Source organism: Bradyrhizobium centrolobii, from assembly GCF_001641635.1.
Taxonomy (GTDB): domain Bacteria; phylum Pseudomonadota; class Alphaproteobacteria; order Rhizobiales; family Xanthobacteraceae; genus Bradyrhizobium; species Bradyrhizobium centrolobii.
The window spans coordinates 1-24,911 of the sequence record NZ_LUUB01000080.1 but is presented as its reverse complement, the minus strand read 5'-3'; the positions used below and the strand labels follow the sequence as shown (position 1 = coordinate 24,911).

Here is a 24,911-nt window from a genome sequence, read left to right as displayed (position 1 = left end):
TGCCCCGACGTCACGGCAATGGGGCATCGGGGATGTTGGATTCGCGTCGCGATATTGCGCTGGCCTCCGCGCTCAGCGCGCTCGCAGGTTATGTCGATGGCATCGGCTTCCTGCATCTCGGCGGCCTGTTCGTCTCGTTCATGAGCGGCAATTCCACGCGATTGGGCGTCAGTCTTGCGGAAGCCCAATGGTGGCAGGCCGCCGAGGCCTTCGGGCTGATCGCGCTGTTCGTCGCTGGTGCGGCTGCCGGCAGCCTCGTGGTGCTCGGCGGCGGTGTCGAGCGGCAGCCCTGGCTGCTTCTCACCGAGGCCATACTGCTTGCGGGCGCCGCGCTGTCCCATATGTTCGGCCTGCCCGTCCTCGCGATTGCTGGGATCGTGCTCGCGATGGGGCTGGAGAACACCGTGTTCCAGATCGATGGCGGTGCGGGCCTCGGCCTCACTTATGTCACCGGCGCTCTGGTCAAGGTCGGTCAATTGCTGGCCGTCGGCCTCACCGGCGGACCACGCTGGCGCTGGGCGCCGAACCTGTTGCTGTGGGCGGCCCTGGTTGCGGGCTCGACGGCGGGCGCTCTGGCCTATTTCTGGATCAACCTTGCCGCGATCTGGTTCGCTGCGGCGGCAGCGCTCACGATCGGGGCCGTCATCGCCGCGGTCCTGCGGCGCCCGCGTGCTTGACAGGGCCGACCGGACGCGAAATGGATCGCCGCGAGACGATCCGGGGAGGGACCATGCAGGCCTGCGGCTTGAGAGGACGATCGTGACCAAGGCGCCCGCGGCCTGCCTGATCGGATGGCCGGCGGCGCATTCGCGCTCGCCGCTGATCCATCACTACTGGTTGCGCACGCTCGGCATTGCCGGCGGCTATGTCATCGAGGCTGTCCCGCCTGATGATCTGCGCGATTTCGTGCTGCGGCTGTCGCTGCACGGCTTCGTCGGTGCCAACGTCACCATCCCGCACAAGGAGAGTGTGCTGGCACTGTCCACGCCCGACGCGCGCGCCAAGGCCGTCGGCGCTGCCAACACGCTGTGGTTCGCCGACGGCGAACTGCGTTCGACCAACACCGATGTCGAAGGTTTCATCAACAATCTCGACGCCAGCGCGCCCGGCTGGGATACGGCCGAGGAGGCGCTGGTGCTGGGTGCAGGCGGTTCCTCGCGCGCGGTCGTATTCGGCCTGCTCGAACGCGGTGTCAGTCGTGTCCATCTCGCCAATCGCACCATTGCCCGGGCCGAGGCGCTCACGAAGCAGTTCGGGCCGAACGTGCATCCGATTCCATGGAACGCGATCAATGACGTCCTGCCGCGTGCAGGACTGCTGGTGAACACGACCTCGCTCGGCATGCACGGACAACCGTCACTGGATGTTGATGTGACACATTTGCCGCAAGCGGCTGTCGTCGCCGACCTCGTCTATGTTCCACTGGTCACGCCGCTGCTCGCGGCCGCGCAAGCGCGCGGGCTGAAGACTGCCGATGGGCTTGGCATGCTGTTGCACCAGGCGGTGCGCGGCTTCGAGCTGTGGTTCGGCCAAAGGCCGCAGGTCACTGCGGAACTGCGCGCGCTGGTCGAGACTGATCTCACGAAATCTTGAGAGAATAGCGCACGACCTCCGGAGTTGTGTCTCTGGGGCAATCGGAGATCGTCAATGACTATTCAACGTGTAACTTTCGCACGCCCGCTTCTCGCCGTCGCGATGGTGGCCTTCTCGACCTTTTACGCATTCGCGCAGAAAGCGCCCGTGCCCACGCGCGTGCGCGGCACGATCGAAAGCCTCGACGGCGATACGCTGTCCGTGAAGTCGCGCAGCGGCGAGGACGTCAAGCTGCACGTTCCTTCCGATCTGATGGTGTCCGGGATCACGAAGATTTCGCTCTCCGACATCAAGGTCGGCTCCTTCGTCGGCACCACCACGGTGCCGGGTCCGGACGGTGGCCAGAACGCGGTCGAGGTCCACGTGTTTCCGGAGAACATGCGAGGCACCGGCGAGGGCTCGCGCCCCTGGGACCTCAAGCCGAACTCCAGCATGACCAATGCGACGGTCGCCGAGAGCGTGGTCGGCAACGATGGTCATACGCTGCTGGTCAAATACAAGGACGGCGAGAAGAAGGTTTTCGTCTCGGTCGACACGCCGGTGGTCACTTACGTGCCCGGCGGGAAGTCTGACCTCAAGGCCGGCGCCAAGATCATCGCCTTCGTCAAACCGCTGCCGGACGGCTCGCTCGAAGCCAGCCGTGTCAGCGTCGGTCGTGATGGGCTGACGCCGCCGATGTGATCGGCGTCGCGGAATAGCGGCGGTCTCGCGGGGTTTGCCGTGATTGACCGCCGCAACACCCTGGAGGGACAAGACCATGCCGAAGCTGATCAACTTGATGCCACGCCTTGCCGTGGCCGCGTTTGCGGCCAGCATCTTCGTTTCGTCCGCCTCGGCGCAGCAGGCACCGACGGTCCGCATTCGCGGCACCATCGAGAGCGTCGACGGCAACACGCTCGGCATCAAGACGCGCGAAGGGGCCGACGCGAAAGTGCGCATGACCGACAACGTCGCCGTCTTCGCCGTCGTCAAGACCTCGCTGTCGGAGATCAAGGAAGGCTCCTATATCGGCGTGACCGGCATGCCCGAGCCTGACGGCACGCAGCGGGCGATCGCGGTTCACATCTTCCCCGAAAACCAGCGCGGTGCAGCCGAAGGCTTCCGCCCCTGGGATGCGCGCGCCAACTCGACCATGACCAATGCGACCGTGGCGCAGACGGTGAAAGGCACGGATGGCCAGAACATCCTGGTGAAGTACAAGGACGGCGAGAAGAAAGTCGTGGTGCCGCCGGACACGCCGATCGTCACCTTCGTTGCCAGCGACAGGTCCGAGATCAAGCCGGGCGCCAAGCTCATCATCTTCGGCGCGGCGAAGAAGGAGGATGGCTCGCTGGAGGCCAACCGCATCAATGTCGGCCGCGACGGGATCACGCCGCCGATGTGAGGGTGGGTAAGTGTAGTGCGTAACTGCCGCCACAATTTCCGCTGTCGTCCCGGACAAGCGTCAGCGCAGATCCGGGACCCATAACTACAGGATTGTGTTTGGCGAAGATTGCCAACCACCATCTCGCGCTACGACTCCACCCTGGGGGTATGGGTCCCGGATCGGCGCTTCGCTTGTCCGGGACAACAGTTGTTATTGCTGCGCGCTCCCACGTCATCCCGGAATCGTAGGGGTGGGCAAAGGCGCTCTTGCGCCGTGCCCACCATGTTTCGCGTACGAAAGTTGGTGGGCACGCTTCGCTTTGCCCACCCTACGGCTTGCCCACCCTACGGCTGCGCTTGTCCGGGACGACAGTCGTAATCGCTGCGGCGTCACGCCAAGCGCCTCACACCGCAATGATGTGATCGTCGATCTCGTCGATCTTGTTGACGCCGCACAGGCCCATGGTCGTGAGCAGCTCCTTCTGGATGATGTCGATCGCCTTGGCGACGCCCTCCTGGCCGCCGGCACCGAGCCCATAGGCATAGGCGCGGCCGATCATGCAGGACTTTGCGCCCAGCGCGAGCGCGCGCATCACGTCCTGGCCGGAGCGGATGCCGCCGTCGAACATGATCTCCATCTTCGAGCCCACGGCGTCGACGATCTCGGGCAGTACCTCGATCGAGGACGGCGCGCCGTCGAGCTGCCGGCCGCCATGGTTCGACACGACCAGCGCCTGCGCGCCGGTCTTGGCGGCTTCCTCGGCATCCTCGACGTCGAGGATGCCCTTGATGATCAGCTTGCCCGGCCAGATGCTGCGGACCCACTCGATGTCCTTCCAGTTCAGCGACGTGTCGAACTGCGAGGCGGTCCATTCCGCGAGGCGGTTGAGATCCTCGGTATTCTTCACGTGGCCCGCGATGTTGCCGAAGGTCCGGCGCTTGCCGCGCAGCACGCCGGAGACCCAGGCGGGCTTGCTGGCGAAATCCAGGAGTTTCGACAGCGACCATTCCGGTGGCACCGTCATGCCGTTCTTGATGTCGGCGTGACGCTGTCCGATCACCTGGAGGTCGACGGTCAGGACCAGTGCGCTGCACTTGGCGGCCATCGCGCGCTGGATCAGGTCCTTGATGAAGCCGCGGTCCTTCATCACGTAGAGCTGGAACCAGAACGGCTTCTCGACATTGGCGGCGATGTCCTCGATCGAGCAGATCGACATCGTCGACTGCGTGAACGGGATGCCGGCGGCCTGTGCGGCGCGGCAGGCGTGAATTTCGCCGTCGCCATGCTGCATGCCCAGGAGGCCAACGGGCGCCAGGATCAGCGGCATGGTCGAGGGCTCGCCGAGAATCGTGGTCGAGGTGTCGCGCTTGGAGACGTCGACCAGGATGCGCTGGCGAAACTTGATCGCCTGCAAGTCCTCGCGATTGGCGCGCAGCGTTTCCTCGGCATAGGAGCCGCGGTCGCAGTAGTCGAAAAACGCCTTCGGCACGCGGCGCTTATGCAGCGCGCGAAGATCGTCGATACAGGTGATGTGCTTCATGAACGTTCCCCCGGCCCGTCTTGCGTCAGAAGATTTGAGGGGTCATCTAGCATGGTTGGATGCACAGCCAAATCGTTTGCGAGGAGGGCGCCATGAGCAGGCCGCCGCACAATGAGCCGACGCCGGAAGAGATCAAGGAGAAGCACCGCCTCGAAGAAGCTCTGGAGGAGGGCTTGAAAGAGACCTTTCCAGCTTCCGATCCGGTCAACGTCACCCAGCCGCCGCCGAGCCGCGGGGACAGCCACGTAAAGCGCACGGACTAGTCGGCGGGTTCCATTTCGTTCCAGTGTTCCAGCCGGAAAATTAATGCTAACAATAGGTTACCAGGGCGATCCGGCCCCGGTTCCGTAATGATTCATCATATTTTTTGAAGCCAAGTTGGCCGCGATGGCATTATAAGAGTTCAGCAGATCAGGGATGCGGGGCCCGCTTGGGCATCCGATGGTTGCCGCGGGGATTCCTGGTTGTGCGTGGGGGATCATATGAGCCGCAAATATTTCGGGACGGATGGGATTAGGGGCCGCGCCAACGGACTGATCACGCCGGAGCTCGCACTCAAGGTTGGCCAGGCGGCCGGCCTCGCGTTTCAGCGCGGCGATCACCGCCATCGCGTCGTGATCGGCAAGGACACCCGCCTGTCGGGCTACATGATCGAATATGCGATGGTCGCGGGCTTCACCTCCGTCGGCATGGACGTGCTGCTGGTCGGCCCGATGCCGACGCCGGCGGTCGCGATGCTGACCAAGTCGATGCGCGCCGATCTCGGCGTGATGATTTCGGCCTCGCACAATTTGTTCGAGGACAACGGCATCAAGCTGTTCGGGCCGCAGGGCTTCAAGCTCTCCGACGACGTCGAGAAGCAGATCGAGCAGCTGCTCGACGAATCCCTCGACAAGCGGCTGGCGCAGAGCGCGAGCCTCGGCCGCGCCCGCCGCATCGACGGCGTGCATGACCGCTACATCGAATTCGCCAAGCGCACGCTGCCGCGCGACCTCTCGCTGGACGGCCTGCGCGTCGTGGTCGATTGCGCCAATGGCGCGGCCTACAAGGTGGTGCCGGAAGCACTGTGGGAGCTCGGTGCCGACGTGGTGCCGATCGGCGTCGAGCCCGACGGCTTCAACATCAACAAGGAATGCGGTTCGACCTCGCCGGAGGCGCTGGCGAGGAAGGTGCGCGAGATGCGCGCCGACATCGGCGTCGCGCTCGACGGCGACGCGGATCGCGTCATCCTCGTCGACGAGCGCGGTCATCTCGTCGATGGCGACCAGCTGCTCGCGGTGATCGCGCAGAGCTGGAAGGAGGACGGACGGCTGTCGCGGCCCGGTATCGTCGCGACCGTGATGTCCAATCTCGGGCTCGAGCGCTTCCTGAAAGGGCACGGGCTCGATCTCGTGCGCACGCCGGTCGGCGACCGCTACGTGCTCGAGCAGATGCTGAACGGCGGTTACAATCTTGGCGGCGAGCAGTCCGGCCACATCATCCTGTCCGACTACGCGACCACCGGCGACGGCTTCGTTGCCGCATTGCAGGTGCTGGCCGTGGTGCAGAAGCTGCGCCGGCCCGTCTCCGAGGTCTGCCACCGCTTCGATCCGCTGCCGCAGATCCTGAAGAATGTCCGCTACAAGAGCGGCAAGCCGCTCGATGATTCCGACGTCAAATCGGCGATCTCCGACGGCGAGAAGCGGCTCAACGGCCACGGCCGCCTCCTGATCCGCTCCTCCGGCACCGAGCCCGTGATCCGTGTGATGGGCGAGGGTGAGGACCGCATCCTGGTCGAGGAAGTCGTCGACACCATCGTCTCGGCGCTCGGGCAGGCGGCGGCTTAAGCAGGCACGCAAATTCCGCAGACTCGGACCTCTCACCTCTCCCATAGGGAGAGGTCGGCGCGAAGCGCCGGGTGAGGGGTTTCGATCTCTCGTCGAGCTGCGGCCCCTCACTCGGATTGCTTCGCAATCCGACCTCTCCCCGCTGGGGAGCGGTAAGGGCCTCCAACGACGCGCGCGATCTGGATCATCCAAGGCCCTAGCTGCAGCCCAGCCATCGGCGATTGGCGGTGGTTCCACCGCCAGAGGCATCGTAATCACGGGGGCGGTTCGCCGCTCCTGCCGGGATTCCTCCATTGAACAAGCCTGTCGTCGTACCTGAGGAAACGCTGACCGAGCCCGTCGTCGTGGCCGACGTGGCATCCGCTGTGCCGAAGCCGAGCGCGGGGCCGGCCTATATCGTGCTTGCCGGCATCAGCTTCTCGCACTTCCTCAACGACACCATGCAGTCGCTGATCGCCTCGGTGTATCCGATCCTGAAGGACACCTACGCGCTCGACTTCGCGCAGATCGGCATGATCACGCTGGCCTTCCAGTTCACGGCCTCGCTGCTCCAGCCGGTGGTCGGGCACTACACCGACAAGAAGGCGCAGCCTTATTCATTGTCGATCGGCATGGCCTCGACCTTCTTCGGCCTGCTGCTGCTCAGCGCCGCGCACCAGTATCTCGTCATCCTCGTTGCTGCCGCGCTGGTCGGGCTCGGCTCGGCGGTGTTCCACCCCGAATCCGCACGCATCGCGCGGCTTGCGTCGGGCGGCCGTTACGGCTTCGCGCAATCGGTGTTTCAGCTTGGCGGCAGCTTCGGCACCTCGATGGGGCCGGTGCTCGCCGCGCTCATCGTGGTGCCGTTCGGGCAGGGCAGCATCGCCTGGTTCTCCTCGATCGCCTTCCTCGCGATTCTCATCCTCTGGCGCATCGGCCGCTGGTACGCGCCGCAGATCACGACGAAGAAGGAGAAGCCGATTCATGCGCATCCGGACGGGCCGAGCTCACGCCGCGTCGCGGTTGCGCTTCTCGTGCTGGTGGCGCTGCTGTTCTCCAAGCAGCTCTACGTCTCCAGCCTGTCGAGCTACTACATCTTCTATCTGATCGACCGCTTCGGCGTGTCGACGCAGGCGGCGCAGATCTACCTGTTCATCTTCCTTGCGGCGAACGCAGTCGGCGCGTTCTTCGGCGGACCGTTAGGGGATCGCTTCGGCCGGAAGATCGTGATCTGGATCTCGATCGTCGGCGCGCTGCCGTTCACGCTGGCGCTGCCCCATGCCGGGCTCTACGCGAGCGCGGTGCTGTCCGTGATCATCGGCCTGATCATCTCCTCGACAACGTCCTCGATCATCGTGTTCGCGCAGGAATTGGTGCCGCACCGCTTCGGCATGATCTCCGGCGTGTTCTTCGGCGTCGCCTTCGGCATCGGCGGCCTCGGGGCGGCGGTGCTCGGCAAGCTCGCCGACCACACCTCGATCGAGTTCGTCTACCAGGTCTGCGCCTATTTGCCGGCGATCGGATTGCTCGCGGTGTTCCTGCCAAAACTGCCGCAGCACGCGCGTTAACGCGCCGTCTTCAGGCGCCTGGCGCCTTCATACATTGTTAGCGATTGTGATGCGCGAGACGCCGCCTTTTTGCAACGCTCGCGCGGCGCGCGCGTGTGCAGTGAGGAAAAATCAACCTTAAAAATTAGGGTTAAGCGGCGCTTAAGCAATTAGTGCCATCGTCCCCCCGTGAGTTTCCAGAACGTGAGGCGTCCGTATTGCCTCACCGGCCAAAAGGACGAAGCCAAATGCGTAGCGTGAAGTCTCTGCTTGCCGCGGGTGCGGCAACCCTGATCTCGTCGGTGGCGTTCGCCGCCGACATGCCGATCGCGGCGCCGCCCCCGATGTACGCGCCGGCTCCGCCCGCCGACTTCGGCGGCTGGTATCTTCGCGGCGACATCGGCTTCAGCAACCAGAGCATCAAGAAGCGCGACTATTATTCGTATCCGACGCTGCTTAGCCTCAATCAGCAGAACGGCTTCGACACCGCCGGCATCTTCGGCGTCGGCGTTGGCTACAGGTTCAACAACTGGTTTCGGGCCGACGTCACAGGGCAGTACCGCGGAAACGCGAACTTCCACGGCTTCGACAGGACCAGCTACACCGACACCGGAACGGTCCAGTATGGCAGCGATACCTACAGCGCCAGCAAATCCGAGATCCTGCTGCTGGCGAACGCCTATGTCGATCTCGGCACCTGGTGGTGCGTTACGCCATTCATCGGCGCCGGCATAGGCGCGTCGCGCAATACGATCTCGAATTTCACGGACCACGGTGTGAACGGCACGGCGGCATTCGGTTCGGTGCCGGGCTTCGCGTCGGCAACGTCGGCCTCCAAATGGAATTTTGCCTGGGCGCTTCATACCGGCCTCGCCTACCAGATCTCGCCCAACGTGACGCTCGAGCTTGGCTATAGCTACGTCAACCTCGGCGACGCTGTGACCGGCGAGCTCGTGAACAAGGACGGCGTCGGTGCCGGCCAGAATCACGTGATGACGTTCAAGGACATCACCTCGCACGACCTCAAGCTCGGCGTGCGCTGGAATCTCGACAGCCCGCCGGTCTACGCGCCGCCGCCGCTCGTCACCAAGGGCTGATCGGCAACTCGATCGCTTAAGCTTTCTTAACGGCGCGGGATCCTCCCGCGCCGTTTTGCTTTGTGTTTTTTTCATTGCTCGACAGCCACGAAAGCGCCCAATTCAACCATTGGTTAAGGTTAACGAGCCATGATCACGAGCGAAAGTTCGAGTTCGATGGAGCGTGGCAATGCGTAGGCTTTTGTGGGCGGCGGGGATGTTGGCGGCGGCGTCCACCGCACAAGCGGCCGACATGCCGGATCTGCCCATTCTGCGCGGCGGCTTCACCGACGGCCTGTCGAAGACGAGCCATAACTGGGACGGCGTCTATGTCGGCGGCAATGCCGGCTACACGGCCGACGCGACCGATTTCAGCCAAAGCGTCGTCGGCCTGACGAACTACATCTTCCGCGACAGTGTGCTTCAGCAGCCGACCGCGAATTGGTCGCTCATGAACAAGACTAACACGCAAAGCAGCAATTTCGGCGCCTTCCTCGGCCGCAACTGGCAATGGTACGATGCCATTCTCGGGCTTGAGGGCACCTACAGCTACTTCAATAATCTCTCCACATTCACGAGCGGCTCCAATTCGCTCGACATCATCAACCCGCCTGGTGACAAACCGCCCGCCAACGTGACCGACCACTGGGGCGTGACGTTGACCGGCACCGCCGCGGCGAAGGTCAAGGACATGATCTCGCTCCGGGGGCGCATGGGTTGGGATGGCGGCGACTTCATGCCTTATTTTTTCGCCGGCGCCGCCGTCGGCCGGATGGACGTCTCGCGCACGGTGACGAGCAACGTGACCCTGCGCCAGGATACGACGACAACGGACGCCTTCGGCAATACGGTGATCGTGACGGGAACGACGAACCCCGTTCCGGCGCAGTCGCAGACGCAGACCCAACACCGAACCAACAACTTCGTGGTCGGTTGGGTCGCCGGCCTCGGGCTCGAATACTGCCTGTGGGAAGGGTTGTTCGCGCGCGTGGAATACGAGTATGTGAAATTCTCTCCCGTCATGAATACTTCGGTGACGCTGAACAATGCGCGCGTCGGGCTCGGCTACAAGTTCTGACGCGGCTTCACGACGCCGTGGTTTGACAGCCTGCCTCCGTCCTGATGCTCTGTCGCTTCGAATCGGGCGGCAGCGATGAAGATCCACGGCGATAGCAATTCCGGAAATTGTCTCAAGGTGAAGTGGGTCTGCGACAAGCTCGCGCTGCCCTATCGCTGGATCGAGATCGACACGCGCAAGGGCGAAACGCGCACGCCGCAATTCCTGAAGATGAACGGCGCCGGCCAGGTGCCGGCGGTCGAATTCGACGACGGCCGCACGCTGGCGCAGTCCAACGCCATCATCCGCTATCTCGCCCGTGACAGTGCACTCGTTCCGCGCGATGCCTTCACTGCCGCCAAGATGGACGAATGGCTGTTCTGGGAACAGTACAGCCACGAGCCCTATATCGCGGTGTGCCGCTTCCAGCTCGTCTATCTCGGTAAGTCTGCGTCCGAGCTCGATCCGGAGAAGGTCAAGCGCGGCTATGCGGCGCTCGACCGCATGGAGCAGCATCTTGCGGCAAGCCGCTTCTTCGTTGGCGAGGTGGTTTCGCTCGCCGACGTCGCGCTGCTCGCCTATACCCGCCTCGCGCATGAAGGCGGCTTCGATCTCAACCGCTTCGCCGCCGTCCGCCGCTGGATCGGCGAAGCCGAGACTGCTCTTGGTCTTCCGCCGGCGCGCTGAGTTCGAGAGTATGTGCATGACTGCCAAGTCCATTTCGTCCGTCTCCATCCGTCGCGCGCGCCGCGACGACGTTGCTGCGATCGTGGCGATGCTCGCCGACGACCATCTCGGGCGCGCTCGCGAGCGGCTGGAGGATCCGCTGCCCACCTCTTATTACGAGGCGTTCGAGCGGGTCGATCGCGATCCCAGCCTCCAGCTTGTGGTCGCGGAGAGCGAGGGCAGGGTGGTCGGCTGTCTGCAACTCGCCATCCTGCCTGGCCTCAGCTCGCAAGGCGGCGTGCGCGGTCTGCTCGAGGACGTTCGCGTTGCTTCAGATTGCCGCAGCCGCGGCATCGGCGAGCAGTTGGTGCAATGGGCGGTGGCGGAAGCGAAAGCGAAAGGCTGCAATCTGGTCGAACTGCTTACGCATGCGAGCCGCGTCGATGCGCAGCGCTTCTACAAGCGACTCGGATTCGCAGCGAGTCATGTGGGCATGACTGTCCGCTTTTGAGGCAGGTCGTCACGGCTTTTGTGGGACTTGCAAAATCGGATCGCGCATTCGTTCATCTTAAGGGCTGATAAACTACCGAGCCGTCGTTCACGTTTCCTCCAGAACGAACGGTGCTACGTAGCGTCTGACACCGGGCTCGGTTGGTTCGGGGATTTCGATGACAAGCTATTCTCTGATCAAGGTCGGCAACGACTATGTCGTGCAGGCCGGCGACAAATGCATTTTGAAAGTCAGCAGCCGTCGCCGGGCCGCGCAATTGATCAGCGACGCGATGGACTTGTTGAACGCCCAGGCCGCAGCCGAATCCCCTGAAAAGGCGGAGGAGACACCATCACTCCGCCGTGAGGCGCCCTAACTTCCTTGACGATTCTGCCCGTTTCCCGTATGAGCCGCCGCGGGACACCTCCCCCCAACGGGAGGCTTACTATCTGGAAGGGTAGATCATGACTGTAGCGAAGCCCGCTTCGCGGCCGAACGTGCCGCATTTTTCTTCCGGCCCCTGCGCCAAGCGCCCCGGCTGGAACGCCCAAAATCTCAAGGACGCAGCTCTCGGCCGCTCGCATCGCGCGAAGATCGGCAAGACCAAGCTCAAGCTCGCGATCGATCTGACCCGCGAGGTGCTCGAGGTGCCCGCCGATTATCGCATCGGCATCGTGCCCGCCTCCGATACCGGCGCGGTCGAGATGGCGCTGTGGTCGCTGCTCGGCGCGCGCCCCGTCACCACGCTCGCCTGGGAATCCTTCGGCGAGGGCTGGGTCAGCGACATCATCAAGGAATTGAAGCTCAAGGACGTCACCAAGCTCAACGCGGCCTATGGTGAAATCCCGGATCTCTCCAAGGTCGATCCGAACAACGACGTCGTCTTCACCTGGAACGGCACCACCTCCGGCGTGCGCGTGCCGAACGCCGACTGGATCAGCGCGACCCGCGAAGGCCTGACCATCTGCGACGCGACCTCGGCGGCGTTCGCGCAGCCGCTCGATTGGGGAAAGCTCGACGTCGTCACCTTCTCCTGGCAGAAGGCGCTCGGCGGCGAGGCCGCGCATGGCATGCTGATCCTTTCGCCTCGCGCCGTTGAGCGGCTCGAGACCTACAAGCCGGCCTGGCCGCTGCCGAAGATCTTCCGCATGACCAAGGGCGGCAAGATCAACGAAGGCATCTTCGTCGGCGAGACCATCAACACGCCGTCGATGCTCTGCGTCGAGGACTATCTCGACGCGCTGAACTGGGGCAAGTCGATCGGCGGCCTGAAGGCGCTGATCGCGCGCGCCGACGCCAACACCAAGGTGCTCGCCGACTGGAAGGCGAAGACGCCCTGGATCGACTTCCTGGCGAAGGACGCCTCGATCCGCTCCAACACGTCCGTGTGCCTGAAGTTCACCGATCCCGCGATCACCTCGCTTTCCGCGGACGCGCAGGCCGAGTTCTGCAAGAAGCTGGTCGCGCTGGTCGAGAAGGAAGGCGCGGGCTTCGACTTCGCCTACTACCGCGATGCGCCGGCCGGCCTGCGCATCTGGTGCGGCGCGACCGTCGAGGCCAAGGACGTCGAGCTCCTGACCCAGTGGATCGACTGGGCGTTCGCCGAGACCAAAGCCGCGCTGCCCAAGGCGGCCTGATAAAGGCGGCCTGACAACGCCGTGAGTTGATGCCGTGCGGATGTCTCCGCACGGCCTGATCGCCACAGGCCCGTCATGTTCGAACCCGAGAACGAGATCGAGCGCATGCTGATGCGTGCCGCGCAGGAGCCGTCCGAGCGGCCGGCCTTCGCGCGGGCGCTGCTCGACGCCGATATCGTCGTGGTGCTGGTGCCCGAGGGTGGCAACATCGTGCCGGGGCCGGACGGCAATGCAATCATTCCGGAAGGAACCAAGCTGACCCTGCCGAGCGCAACGCGCGGCGAGGAGAAGCTCCTTCCGTTCTTCACTGCGCCTTCCCGGGCGCGTGCCTGGTTCAGCGGCGATCATATCGCAGCTCCCGAGCGCACGCGTGATCTGTTTGGCCGCTACCCGGAGGCATCCTTCGTGCTCAATCCAGGCTCCGACTACGGCAAGGAGTTCACCCCTGCCGAAGTGAAGCGGCTGCTCGCCGGTCACTTCGAGGAAGGCGCGGAGACGATCAGGATTCCCGCGGGCGAGCAGCTGCTGCTCGGCCATCCCAGCGATGTGCCGATCGAGCTGATCGGGGCGCTCTCCCGCGAGCTCAGTGCGGTCAAGTCCATCCGCGGCGCCTGGCTGATGCTGGCGGCGCGCGCGGGACATCCCGAGCAGAGCTGGATGCTCGGCGTCGATCACGCGGGGTCGTGGTCGAACGTGCAGGCCGCGATCAACCGCGCGGTTGCGGGCGACGTGCTGAAAGGCCGGCCGCTCGATGCCGTGCCGCTCGAAGGCAGTTCACTCGCATCGACGTTACGTACCGGAATTCCTATTTTCCCCGCCAAGCGCGGTTTCCTCCAGAGACTCTTCAGATAACAGCCAGGCAGACCTCCCATGTCAAAACCGAAAGTACTCATTTCCGACGCCCTCTCGCCCGCCGCCGTGCAGATCTTCAAGGACCGCGGCGTCGAGGTCGACTTCCAGCCGAACCTCGGCAAGGACAAGGACAAGCTGGCCGAGATCATCGGCAACTATGACGGCCTTGCGATCCGTTCCGCGACCAAGGCAACCGCCAAGATCATCGAGAAGGCGGCGAAGCTGAAGGTCATCGGCCGCGCCGGCATCGGCGTCGACAACGTCGAGATTCCCGCGGCGACCGCCAAGGGCATCATCGTGATGAACACGCCGTTCGGCAATTCGATCACGACCGCCGAGCACGCCATCACGCTGATGCTGGCGCTGGCGCGCGAGATTCCGCAGGCCGATGTCTCGACGCAGGCCGGCAAGTGGGAGAAGAACCGCTTCATGGGCGTCGAGATCACCGGCAAGGTGCTCGGCGTCGTCGGTTGCGGCAACATCGGCTCGATCGTCGCCGACCGCGCGCTCGGCCTGCGCATGAAGGTCGTCGCCTACGACCCGTTCCTGTCGCCGGAGCGAGCCAAGGACATCGGCGTCGAGAAGGTCGAGCTCGACGAGCTGCTCAAGCGCGCCGATTTCATCACCCTGCATACGCCGCTGACCGAGAAGACGAAGAACATCATCGATGCGGCCGCGATCGCCAAGATGAAGAAGGGCGTGCGCCTCATCAATTGCGCCCGCGGTGGCCTGGTCGACGAGCAGGCGGTGGTCGATGCGCTGAATTCCAAGCACATCGCAGGTGCCGCCTTCGACGTCTTCGTCGAGGAGCCTGCCACCTCGAACGTGCTGTTCGGCCATCCCAACGTGATCTGCACGCCGCATCTCGGCGCCTCCACCACCGAGGCGCAGGAGAACGTCGCGCTCCAGGTCGCCGAGCAGATGTCGGATTACCTGCTCACCGGCGCGATCTCCAACGCCGTCAACTTCCCCTCGATCACGGCGGAGGAAGCGCCGAAGCTGAAGCCGTTCATCGCGCTCGCCGAGAAGCTCGGCTCCTTCGCCGGCCAGCTCACCGAGACCGGCATCCTCAAGGTGCAGATCACCTATGAGGGACACGTGGCCGAGATGAAGATCAAGGCGATCACCTCCGCGGTGCTGTCGGGCCTGCTGCGGCCGATGCTGGGCGAGGTCAACGTCGTCTCCGCGCCCGTCGTCGCCAAGGAGCGCGGCATGGTGGTCGACGAGATCGTACGCGCCGCCCAGAGCGACTATGAGAGCCTGATCACTGTCACGGTCGCGACCGAACGCCAGGAGCGCTCGGTCTCCGGCACGGTCTATCACGACGGCAAGCCGCGCCTCGTCGACATCAAGGGCATCCGCGTCGACGCCGAGTTCGGCAAGTCGATGATCTATGTCACCAACGAGGACAAGCCGGGCTTCATCGGCAAGTTCGCGGGCCTGCTGGGCGATGCCAAGATCAACATCGCGACCTTCCATCTCGGCCGCGTCGAGCAGGGTGGCGACGCCATCGCGCTCGTCGAGGTTGATGGTGCGGTTCCGGCGGACGTGCTCGCCAAGGTGCGAGCCTTGCCGCAGGTCAAGCAGGTCAAGGCGCTGACGTTCTAAGAGGGGGCATTCCGGGGCGCGCGTAAGCGCGAACCCGGAATCTCGAGATTCCGGGTTCGATGCTTCGCATGGCCCCGGAATGACGGGCATCATATATTCCGACGTGCGGAACAACGCCGCCTCCATCACCGGAGGCGGTGTTTTTGTTGGCCCAGGCCAGCGCTTTATTTTCCCCGCGGCCTCCAAACTTTGTGTACCAATGGCGCGAGGACGCTACCTCCAAGTCGTTCGAAAAAGGGAGAAACCAATGCGTGAAGCCGTCATCGTTTCCTATGCGCGCACGGGGCTGGCGAAGTCCGCCCGCGGCGGGTTCAACATCACGCCGCCGATGTCTCTCGCGGCCCACGCCATCCAGCACGCGGTCGATCGCGCCGGTGTCGACAAGGACTATGTCGAGGACTGCTATCTCGGCAATTGCGCCCACGGTGCGCCGAACATCGGCCGCCAGGCCGCGCTGCTTGCGGGCCTGCCGAAGACCACCGCCGGCGTCTCGGTGAACCGCTTCTGCTCCTCGGGCCTCCAGACCATCGCGATGGCCGCCAACTCGATCCGCTCCGATGGCGCCGACTGCATCGTCGCCGGCGGCGTCGAGAGCATCTCGATTCCCGGCGGCGGCTCGCCGAAGGAGTCGATTGATCCGGAACTGCTCAAGGTCGCGCCCGACATCTTCATGGCGATGATCGACACCGCCGACATCGTCGCCGAGCGCTACAAGCTCAGCCGCGAATACCAGGACGAGTTCTCGCTGGAATCGCAGCGCCGCATGGCGGCCGCCCAGCAGGCGAACAAGTTCAAGGACGAGATCGTCCCGATGAAGACCAGGATGAAGGTCGTCGACAAGCAGACCAAGGCCGAGAGCATTGTCGACTATGTCGTCGATCGCGACGAGTGCAACCGGCCGGAAACCACCATGGAAGGCCTCGCCAAGCTCGAGCCGGTGAAGGGCCCGGGCAAGTTCGTCACCGCCGGCAATGCCAGCCAGCTCTCGGACGGCGCCGCGGCTGTCGTGCTGATGGAAGCCAAGGACGCGGAGAAGCGCGGCCTCAAGCCGCTCGGCCGCTTCGTCGCCTGGGCGACCGCCGGCTGCGAGCCCGACGAGATGGGCATCGGCCCCGTCTTCGCGATCCCGAAGCTCTTGAAGCGCACCGGCCTGAAGATCGACGACATCGATCTCTGGGAGCTCAACGAGGCCTTCGCCAGCCAGTGCCTGTATTGCCGCGACAAGCTCGGCATCGATCCCGCCAAGTACAATGTCAACGGCGGCTCGATCGCGATCGGCCACCCCTTCGGCATGACCGGCGCGCGTCTCACCGGCCACCTCCTCCAGGAAGGAGCGCGCCGCAAAGCCAAATGGGGCGTCGTGACGATGTGCATCGGCGGCGGCCAGGGCGGCGCGGGCCTGTTCGAGATCTATAGCTGATCAAAGCCGCAGGAATGCGAAAGGCACGACGCCACTAGCGCCGTGCCTTTTTGTTTGCCGCGCCAAAGCAGAATGAGTTTTGGTTGAATCGATGCAGGCCGAGAATTCAGAACACCTCTCCCGTAGGGAGAGGTCGGATCGCATCGAAAGATGCGATCCGGGTGAGGGGTTTAGGTCTCACTGAGCGCTGCGGCCCCTCACCCGGATTGCGCTGGACGATGCTTCGCATCGCCAGGCGCAATCCTACCTCTCCCCGTTGGGGAGAGGTAAACCTCGCACTCGTCTAAGCCCGGGCCAGCGTCGGCGCGAACACCACTTCGATCAGCGTACCGGAATTGGCCGCGCTCTTGATGTTGAACTTGGCGCGGTTGGCTTCGACCAGCGCCTTGGTCAGGGACAGGCTGAGCGCCGTATTGTCCGACGCATCGCCGGGCGGCGGTGTGCGGAACGGCTCCATCGCGGCCGCGACCTCCTTCTCGGTCAGGCCATGGCCGGTGTCGCGGATGCGAAGGGCAACCTCGCCGCGATCGGTCAGCGCGGTCGAGACGATCACCTGGCCGCCGGCGCTGGCGAGCCGGATCGAGTTGGAGATCAGGTTCATGGTGATCTGCCGCACCGCGCGCGCATCGGCCGTGACCTGCGGCAGCGCATGTGCGAGCGAGGTGCGGATGATGATGCGCTCGCGGTTGGCCTGCGGCTGCATCACCGTGACGCAGGCCTCGACAAGCTCGTTGAGGCTGAGATTGGCGAAGTTGAGGTCGAGCTTGCCGGTCTCGATGCGCGAGAGCTCGAGCAGGTCATCGATGATCGCGATGACGCGCTCGCCGGAGGCGCGGATGTCCTTCATGTATTCGCCGTAGCGCTCGTTGCCGAGCGTGCCGAAGCGTTCCGAGATCATCACCTCGGCGAAGCCGATGATGGCGTTGAGCGGCGTGCGGATCTCGTGGCTGATCCGCGCCAGCATGTCGGCCTTGGCGCTGGCCGCGCCGTTGGCGAGATGGCGGGCCTGCTTCAATTCGCTCTCGCCCTTCTTGCTCTGCGACAGATCGCGGAACACGGCGAAGAAGTTCGGACCGTCGGGCCTTGTGCGGCCCATGATCATGGCGAGAGGAAGGACGCCACCCTTCTTCTCGCGTCCCAGCACCTCGCGGCCATGGTCGAGCAGGCTCGCGATGTCCTGGTTCTTGAGGCTCTCGAGGTAGTCGGTAACGACAAGCTGGCTCTCGGGCGCGAACAGGGTCAGCAGATTTTGCTGTAGCAGCGCCTCGCCGTCATAGCCGAACAGCGCTTCGGCGCTGCGGTTGCACGCGTGGATGTTGCCTTCGGCATCGAACATGACGATGCCTTCGGCGGTGGTGTCGAGGATCGCGGCAAGATCCTCGGCGTCCGCGTCGCCGGCCTCGAGCTCCGGCTCGGGCGCGTCAGGCATCATCACGATGGGCTCGGCGGCGACAGCTGCAGCGATAGGCGCGGCCTGCGGCAGCGCGCAGATCAGCGCATGCGCGGTCTCGCCGTCCCAGGCGATCGTGTGCAGATGCGCTTCGGTGGTCGCGAGCGGCCGGTCGCCGTCTGCCACGCTCGCGCTGATCGTGATCGGCGTGCCGGCCTGCGACGTGCTGCTGGCGGAGGAAACGCCGGCCTCGACATAAAGCGCATCCAACCCGCCGGCATGCTCCAGCGCGCTCAGGCTGGCATAGCCCATGCGCGCGAGAAAGGCGGGGTTGGCGTAGAGCAGGCGGTCGAGGCGATAGATCAGGATGCCGGTCGGCAACAGATCGAGCAGCGTGCGGTCGCGCGCACTGTCGCCGCGCGCCGGCGGCTCGGCTTCGGCCAGCCATTCAGCCAGCGCGCGCGGCGCCTCCGGCTCCGGCGGCGAGGGCTCGGCGGCGATCTCGCTCGCTAGCTGATCGGACGATGCGACCGCCATCGTCTCTCGCTCGCGCTCGAGCCGCTCCGACAATTGCCGGGCAAGCTCGTTGAACGCGCTGTTCTCGACAGGCGTGAGCGTCGGCGATTTCGCGTCGCCGAGCGGGCGGAACGGCACAACGTTGGGAGGCGTTTCCACTGGCGTTTCCGGATCGGTTGGGTGTGAATTCGCTTCGGTTGCAGGTTCGGGCAGTTCGGGTTCGGGTAATTCGGGTTCTTGCAGTCCAGGTTCTTGCAGTTCTGGTTCTGGCGGCTCAGATGCGGGCGAGGCGGCCTCGACTGGCGGAGGCGGTGCCTCCGGTTCGGGCTCGGGCTCGACGATGTCGGCGGAGAGGCGCTGCGGCGCGGGCGGCTCGGTGAGCAGTTCGAACCGCCGCAGCGCATCGAGCCGGTTGAGGCCGTCGAGATCGCGGCACACGCCAAAACCCTTGAAGCCCACAAAATTGCGCATCCGGTCATAGGCCGGCAGGCCGGCGAGCTCGACAGGCAGTCCCTCGCTGCCATCGATCGGCCAGTTCACGGTGATCCCGGCCCAGGTGTCGCGGCTGGCGAGCGCCTGTGCGACCCGCCCGTCCGGATCGAGCGCGAATTCATCCGCGATCTCATGCCAGGGCCGTCCGAAGCCGGCGGCCGTGTGCGCGCCCATCAGGCGGATGAACTCATCGGAGCCGACCACAAAGCGTCCCTGCGCATCCATCTGCCACAGGAAGCGTAGCGGGTGATGGCGCGGTGCGGGCGGCTCCGTGGGGTGTGACGGCGGCTCGACCATACCGGCCGTGATCCGCCCCGCTTGAGGCGAGACGATGGCTTCGGTGAGGCTTTCAACCGGAGATTTTGTCGTAGCCTGCGCTGACGCCGTACCGGACGCGAACTCGCCTGCGGGCGGATCCGGCTCGGCCAATGCGGGGGCCGGCGTCTCGGGCGGTTCGGCGAACGCATCGAACAGGGCGAATTCGGCAGGTGCCTCGTTCGACAGCGCCGGTTGCTCGTAATCCGGCGTTGCGGCCGGCGTTGCAGGCGACGGGGCCTCGGGCGCAGGCCGAACGGGCTCCTCGCGCGCAGTTTCCCGGGGGACCTCCGGCGTAATCTCGTCCGCGCCAGGTTCGGCCTGCGCGGGGGCTGGCGCGATCAGCGCGACGAGGCCGGCATCGGCGCCGGCTCCGACCCTCTGCAGCACCATGTGACCGGTGTCGATCGGCGTCTCCACGCGGCCCTGCTGCAGCGCGTCGCTGCGGGCCTGCTCGAGGCCGGCCTCGCCGAGATCGCGAAAGCCGAGCAGGGAGCGGGCAGCTTCGCTTGCGCCAATGAACAGGCCGTCGGCCGCAAAAGCCGCCATTGGTATGCTGGCGCCTTCAACCAGGCGCTGGAGGCGCTCCACCAGCGGCATGGTGCGGCCGGTCGGGTCCATCGCGGTGACGAGCACGCCGCGGCTGCCGTCGGGAAAATCGAGCCGCGCGCAGGCGCAGGTCATCAGGACGCCGAGCCGGGCGCCAAAGCCGCGCAGCCGTTCGAGCCGGACCGCACCGTTGGCAGCCAGCTGGCGTGCAAGGCGGGCGACCTGGCGGCGATGTGGATCCGCCGGCCCGAACGTCTTCGCCGCAAGCGCGGCCGCATGGGGCGCGCCGAACAGCCTTGCACCGACCGGATTGGCCCACAGCACGCGCGTGCCGTCGATCGACCAGAGCCACGAAGGCAGCGGGGAGGTCGCATGTACGGCCAGCCGCGGATCGCCCACGCCTCGCAACTGGAAATCCGAACTACTCATCCAACCGGCTTGCTTCTTGCTCTCACGCGTCGCTGGCGTCGGGTTTCGGGGGCTGCCGGAATGACAGCCTTAAGAAAGGGTTAGTATCGCGCGCGGGCGCGGGCAGGTCCACGGCTGCGGTCCTTCAGGGGCGGCCGAAAGCCGCGATAACCTTAATCCGGCTGAACTCGCAAGCCCGCTCCCGCGTTACACCCCTCAAGATTCGCAGCGCGTGGGCCGCCGCGTCATACCGGCAATACCCGCCGCTGCTAGTCTTGACGCGGGCGCGTCGGGGACCGGCCGCAAAGGCTGAAAGCAACATGACAGGGAGTGGTAGGCATGACCGAACAGGCGCATGATCGTTTCGAGATTTCGCCGGAGATGCGATCCATGGCGGAAACCAACTTCAAGCAGGCGCGCGAGACGTTCGAGAAGCTTTTCGCCGGCGCCGAGGCCGCAGCCGGCTCGCTCGAGGAGCGCGGCGCGACCATGCGCGCCGGCGCCAGGAATATCGGCGCCAGGGCGATCGCCTTCGCCGAGGCCAATGTGCAGGCGTCCCTCGACTACGCCCAGTCGCTGGTCCACGCCAAGGACCTCTCCGAGGTGATGCGGCTGCACAGCGAATATGTGCAGGCCCAGATGCGCGTGCTTGCCGAACAGGCCAGCGAGTTGGGCCAGATCGTCAGCCGCGCTGCGATCGACGCGACCAAGCCCAAACACTGAGGTTCTGGCACTGGCACCAAGATTTGGCACCGAGATACCTCAACCACGGGTTCCCCCGGCCAGGAACCGCATCCTGGCCGGGTTAAATTTTCGCGGCGCACCTCCAATCACATTGCGTTGCACAATGTTGACATGATAGGCGTGAAGAATGCTGGGCGCTGGGCGAGCCATCTCGTTTAAAGCGTTTTCAGTTCTTGTACCCGCCGCCTTGGCCGGCGGGCGCGCCAGACGGCTCACTCGATTTGCAACTTAATCGTGAGGGACAATCATGACAGGTGCGACTGATCCATTCTCCGCCTCGATCATTCCGTTCGAGGTCCCGGAACAGATGCGGGCGTTCGCCGAGAAGGGCGTTTCGCAGGCCCGGGAAAACTATGCCAAGTTCAAGGACGCGGCCGAAAGCCAGAACGGCACCATCGAGGCCGTGTTCACCTCCGCCAGCAAGGGCGCGAGCGAATACACTGCCAAGCTGATGGAGTTCATGAAGGCCAACACCAGCGCCCATCTGGACTTTGCCCACGAGCTGCTCGGCATCAAGTCGCCGTCGGAGGCGATGGAGCTGTGGACCAGCCATACCCGCAAGCAGTTCGAGACCTTCCAGGCCCAGGCCAAGGAGCTCCTCGAGATCGGCCAGCGCGTCGCTGCCGAGACCGCCGAGCCGATCAAGGCCAGCGCCGCGAAGTTCGGCCGGCCCGCCGCCTGACCGAACTGGCCCGTTTTGATCAAGAAACCCGGGCCCCGCGGCCCGGGTTTTGTTTTGGAAATAACGTCGTTTAGAGGGGTGATTCCAGGGGACTGCGGCCTTGCCAAAAACGGCCGTTGCACCTAGTTTCCGCCCCGTCCAGCCCCCTTGGCACCGGCCCGTTCAAGGCGCGACCTAAGGCGGCTCGCAAGGATGCAGTTGTAGCTCAGTTGGTTAGAGCGCCTGTCTGTGGAACAGGAGGTCGGTGGTTCGAGCCCACCCAACTGTACCAATGATTTCAATGATTTAATTCTGTGCCAGATCCGTTCGCTCGCTTTAGGTGGCGATCTTAGGTACCCTTCCCGCGGCTATCGGCTCAGCGCAGAAGTCGCTCTTTCTCAGGATATGCGGCCCTATTAGACGATCCGCTTGAAGCAACCTTCCTGTTCGTACATTCCGGAGACCCTCGCAACCGCTGGCTGTGATCGAGTATCTTCCGACCCCGTAACCGTTGCAGGGGGGAAGCATGGCTGGAGGCAAGATCGGTTTTGAGTACACGGGAATTGGCGCCCTGCTACGTAGCGGACGTCTTACTGTGCCTCCTAATCAGCGATCTTACGCATGGGAGGAAGATCATGTGACCGACCTGTTCACTGATCTCTCAGGTGCGATCAAGGACGGCGATACCGATTATTTTCTGGGAACGGTTGTTCTAACGGGCGAAGGCGTCCCGGACGTCTCGGACGGTCAGCAGCGTCTCGCTACGACATCCATCCTGCTCGCCATGATTCGGGACTATTTTCAGAAAGAGGGCAAGCCGAAGAAGGCACGGCAAATTGACCAAGACTATCTTCGCACGATCGACCTAAAGACGGATGAAACGAAACCGCGTCTCGGCCTAAATGCCGACGATCAGCAATTTTTCATAAATAATGTTCTGCTCGATGCAGAGGAGCGGACCGATGTCGCGCCTCATGAGAATTTGAGAGAGTCTAACCATCGCATTTTGCGCGCGGCTCAACTCGCTCAGCTGCACATTGAAAAGATAGTAGCCCCCTACAATTCCAAGGATGCTGAGGAAATTCTAGTCCGCTGGGTCACCTTCCTCGACGAGAACGCGAAGGTGGTTGTCGTGCGTGTTACTGACAGTGCTTTGACGTATCGCATGTTTGAGACGCTTAACGATCGTGGACTTCGGGCTTCTCAAGCAGATTTGCTGAAAAACTACTTCTTCAGCAAGACAACCAAGATCGAGGAGGCCAACGCAAGATGGTCATCGATTGCGGGAGCTGTAGAGTCGGTCGGCAGCGACGACCTTCTTGTCACCTATATACGTCATTTTTGGATTACGCAGCATGGGCCTACGAAAGAACGGGAGCTAGCTGATAGCATCCGTAAAAAGATTTCTGGAGATCAGAAAACCAGAGACTTTCTACGGCAGCTTGATGAGGCTGCGCCAGATTACGTGGCGCTGTTCAATCCCGGTCACATCAAGTGGAATAAGTACAAGAGCGTGGTCAGAACATACGTCCAGAATATCGACCAAGATTTGAAGGTCGAGCAAATCCGGCCCCTTCTTTTCGCTGTGGCTCGGAAATTTTCACCTGAAGAAGCTGTCAAAGCGCTCAAGATGCTCGTCAGTTGGTCGGTCCGCTTTTTAATATCTGGAGGAAGAGGCGGCGTGCTGGATCGCAATTACTCGCTGCGAGCCCACGAAATCGGAATTGGGAAAATCACGAAAGCCAAGCAGCTACTCGCAGCGATGAAGGACCTAATTCCAAACGATGCCACGTTTGAGGAAGACTTCAAGAAGGCGCGAGTGTCGCAAGCGTTCCTGGCCCGCTACTACCTGCGTACACTCGATCGCAAAATGCGCGGCGAAGATGAGCCGGAGTATATTGCAAATCCAGAGTCTGACGTGATTAACCTCGAGCACGTAATGCCGAAAACGCCCAGCCAAGCCTGGAAGGTCGATCCCGAGGTTGCGGCAGCGTGCGAGCGCCGTATCGGAAACATGGTTCTTCTTCAGGCAACGAAGAATGTAGCTGCAGGAAATTCGTCGTTTTCGGACAAGCGAAAGACCTATCAACAATCTAATTTTCTTGTCACCAAGGAGGTTGCCAATTCCTCGGCATGGTCTCTGGAGCAAATAAACGCGCGGCAAAGTAAGCTTGCCAAAATCGCTGTTAAGACTTGGCCAATAGGCTAATTAACCTATCGGCGCGAACCAGTTGACCATTGGCCGTAATGGAAGAAGCCTCGCCGCCCCTTGTTGGCGAAGGCAGGGCCAACTCAAGGAAGACTTTGAGGGCTGCACTCATCCTTAGGGGTGGGATATTAGGGTCTGTACCTAATTAGCGCGCTCTGATTCTCTTGCACCCGAACTGATTCGGCACGGGGGCTTTGATGCGCAAGGGGCTGTTCTGGCTCAACGACAAGCAGTGGGCTCAGATAAAGCCGCATCTGCCAACGAACCAGACCGGACCGGAGCGCGAAGATGATCGACGCATCATCAGCGGTATCATCCACATGCTTCAGTGTGGCGCGCGCTGGCGCGATTGCCCGCCCGACTTTGGTCCTTACACGACGATCTACAATCGGTTCAATCGCTGGGCCAAGCGCGGACATTGGCAGGCGATCTTTGAAGCGCTCGCCCGCTGCGGCAAGGATGGCGTGACTTTGTCCATCGACTCCACCTCGATCAAGGCGCATCGCTCGGCGAGCGGCGGAAAAGGGGGGAACATGAACAGGCGATCGGCCGCTCGCGCGGCGGGCGGACCACGAAAATCCACGCGCTGAGCGACCCTGATTGCAAACCCTGCGCATTTCATCTCACTCCGGGCCAGGACGCAGATATTGCCGCAGCGCCGGCCCTTTTGGAACTCGCGCCGCCCATGTCTGCCCTCATTGGGGACAAAGGCTACGACGGCGACGGCTTTCGCGCCGAAATCGTCAATCGTGGCGCCAAGCCCGTCATTCCAAACAAATCCAACAGGGTGACCTTCCACAACTTCAGCAAGCGCATCTATAAAGGGCGCAATGTTATCGAGCGTTGCTTCTGCCGGCTCAAGGATTTCAGGCGTGTCGCAACTCGTTACGATAAACTCGCCAGAAACTTCTTGGCTGCCGTCCACATCGCAGCCATCGTCGCCTATTGGATCAATTGAGTCTGGACCCTA

General features: G+C 63.5%; 22 protein-coding genes and 1 tRNA gene. 21 read left to right on the top strand and 2 right to left on the bottom strand.

The features are described 5' to 3' along the window. Window positions 1-32: 32 nt before the first annotated feature. From AYJ54_RS28895 to AYJ54_RS28880, 4 genes are all read left to right on the top strand, one after another. A complete protein-coding gene (locus AYJ54_RS28895; protein ID WP_063704343.1) occupies window positions 33-677 on the top strand; it encodes a YoaK family protein in 645 nt (214 codons plus the stop codon). A gap of 82 nt (window positions 678-759) precedes the next feature. Next, window positions 760-1,593: a shikimate dehydrogenase gene (locus AYJ54_RS28890; RefSeq protein WP_063704341.1), complete on the top strand. Its 834-nt coding sequence runs from the start codon at window positions 760-762 to the stop codon at window positions 1,591-1,593. Window positions 1,594-1,647: 54 nt separating this feature from the next. Beyond that, entirely contained in the window at window positions 1,648-2,274 is a 627-nt protein-coding gene (locus AYJ54_RS28885; RefSeq protein WP_063704339.1) for a hypothetical protein, read from the top strand. Window positions 2,275-2,350: 76 nt separating this feature from the next. Next, entirely contained in the window at window positions 2,351-2,977 is a 627-nt protein-coding gene (locus AYJ54_RS28880) for a single stranded DNA-binding domain-containing protein (protein WP_063704337.1), read from the top strand. 385 nt (window positions 2,978-3,362) lie between these two features. On the opposite strand, the gene AYJ54_RS28875 is transcribed toward AYJ54_RS28880, so the two are convergent. Further along, window positions 3,363-4,499 (bottom strand): alpha-hydroxy acid oxidase, encoded by a 1,137-nt coding sequence (locus tag AYJ54_RS28875; protein WP_063704336.1) that lies wholly within the window; start codon window positions 4,497-4,499, stop codon window positions 3,363-3,365. 92 nt (window positions 4,500-4,591) lie between these two features. On the opposite strand from AYJ54_RS28875, the gene AYJ54_RS51475 reads away from it, so the two are divergent. From AYJ54_RS51475 to AYJ54_RS28815, 12 genes are all read left to right on the top strand, one after another. Further along, window positions 4,592-4,762, top strand: a complete 171-nt coding sequence (locus AYJ54_RS51475; RefSeq protein ID WP_201724275.1) for a hypothetical protein — start codon at window positions 4,592-4,594, stop codon at window positions 4,760-4,762. Between the two features lie 219 nt (window positions 4,763-4,981). Further along, complete coding sequence (gene glmM / locus AYJ54_RS28865) at window positions 4,982-6,325, top strand: phosphoglucosamine mutase (RefSeq protein WP_063704332.1); 1,344 nt, start codon at window positions 4,982-4,984, stop codon at window positions 6,323-6,325. Between the two features lie 293 nt (window positions 6,326-6,618). Next, the gene (locus AYJ54_RS28860) at window positions 6,619-7,872 is read left to right on the top strand and encodes an MFS transporter (protein WP_063704331.1); all 1,254 of its coding nucleotides are present in this window, start codon (window positions 6,619-6,621) and stop codon (window positions 7,870-7,872) included. A gap of 227 nt (window positions 7,873-8,099) precedes the next feature. Continuing rightward, a complete protein-coding gene (locus tag AYJ54_RS28855; RefSeq protein WP_063704329.1) occupies window positions 8,100-8,948 on the top strand; it encodes an outer membrane protein in 849 nt (282 codons plus the stop codon). 169 nt (window positions 8,949-9,117) lie between these two features. After that, entirely contained in the window at window positions 9,118-10,005 is an 888-nt protein-coding gene (locus AYJ54_RS28850; protein WP_063704327.1) for an outer membrane protein, read from the top strand. 75 nt (window positions 10,006-10,080) lie between these two features. Next, window positions 10,081-10,671, top strand: coding sequence for a glutathione S-transferase family protein (locus AYJ54_RS28845; RefSeq protein ID WP_063704325.1), 591 nt, complete (start codon window positions 10,081-10,083; stop codon window positions 10,669-10,671). A 16-nt stretch (window positions 10,672-10,687) separates the two neighbouring features. Continuing rightward, complete coding sequence (locus tag AYJ54_RS28840) at window positions 10,688-11,161, top strand: GNAT family N-acetyltransferase (protein WP_063704848.1); 474 nt, start codon at window positions 10,688-10,690, stop codon at window positions 11,159-11,161. A 157-nt stretch (window positions 11,162-11,318) separates the two neighbouring features. Next, window positions 11,319-11,516: a hypothetical protein gene (locus AYJ54_RS28835; RefSeq protein WP_063704323.1), complete on the top strand. Its 198-nt coding sequence runs from the start codon at window positions 11,319-11,321 to the stop codon at window positions 11,514-11,516. A gap of 88 nt (window positions 11,517-11,604) precedes the next feature. Beyond that, a complete protein-coding gene (locus tag AYJ54_RS28830; protein WP_063704321.1) occupies window positions 11,605-12,777 on the top strand; it encodes a phosphoserine transaminase in 1,173 nt (390 codons plus the stop codon). Between the two features lie 75 nt (window positions 12,778-12,852). Beyond that, entirely contained in the window at window positions 12,853-13,629 is a 777-nt protein-coding gene (locus AYJ54_RS28825; protein ID WP_063704320.1) for an enhanced serine sensitivity protein SseB C-terminal domain-containing protein, read from the top strand. Window positions 13,630-13,647: 18 nt separating this feature from the next. Then, the gene (gene serA / locus AYJ54_RS28820; protein WP_063704318.1) at window positions 13,648-15,237 is read left to right on the top strand and encodes a phosphoglycerate dehydrogenase; all 1,590 of its coding nucleotides are present in this window, start codon (window positions 13,648-13,650) and stop codon (window positions 15,235-15,237) included. Window positions 15,238-15,484: 247 nt separating this feature from the next. Continuing rightward, on the top strand, window positions 15,485-16,657 hold the full coding sequence (locus AYJ54_RS28815; RefSeq protein ID WP_063704317.1) for a thiolase family protein: 1,173 nt from the start codon (window positions 15,485-15,487) through the stop codon (window positions 16,655-16,657). Between the two features lie 283 nt (window positions 16,658-16,940). On the opposite strand, the gene AYJ54_RS28810 is transcribed toward AYJ54_RS28815, so the two are convergent. Beyond that, the gene (locus tag AYJ54_RS28810) at window positions 16,941-20,348 is read right to left on the bottom strand and encodes a PAS domain-containing sensor histidine kinase (protein ID WP_063704315.1); all 3,408 of its coding nucleotides are present in this window, start codon (window positions 20,346-20,348) and stop codon (window positions 16,941-16,943) included. Window positions 20,349-20,666: 318 nt separating this feature from the next. Between AYJ54_RS28810 and AYJ54_RS28805 the strand changes: the two genes are divergently transcribed. From AYJ54_RS28805 to AYJ54_RS47920, 5 genes are all read left to right on the top strand, one after another. Next, window positions 20,667-21,050: a phasin family protein gene (locus AYJ54_RS28805; protein WP_063704313.1), complete on the top strand. Its 384-nt coding sequence runs from the start codon at window positions 20,667-20,669 to the stop codon at window positions 21,048-21,050. Window positions 21,051-21,318: 268 nt separating this feature from the next. Next, entirely contained in the window at window positions 21,319-21,753 is a 435-nt protein-coding gene (locus AYJ54_RS28800; protein WP_063704311.1) for a phasin, read from the top strand. 194 nt (window positions 21,754-21,947) lie between these two features. Next, window positions 21,948-22,024: transfer RNA gene (locus AYJ54_RS28795), tRNA-His, on the top strand. 234 nt (window positions 22,025-22,258) lie between these two features. Continuing rightward, window positions 22,259-23,941 carry a DUF262 domain-containing protein gene (locus tag AYJ54_RS28790; RefSeq protein ID WP_063704310.1) on the top strand — a complete coding sequence of 561 codons (1,683 nt, stop codon included), beginning with the start codon at window positions 22,259-22,261 and terminating at the stop codon, window positions 23,939-23,941. 197 nt (window positions 23,942-24,138) lie between these two features. Then, a protein-coding gene (locus AYJ54_RS47920) for an IS5 family transposase (RefSeq protein ID WP_430641378.1) occupies window positions 24,139-24,899 on the top strand; the annotation gives its coding sequence in 2 pieces (ribosomal slippage) (window positions 24,139-24,495 and window positions 24,498-24,899; 759 coding nt in all). The last annotated feature ends 12 nt before the right edge of the window (window positions 24,900-24,911 follow it).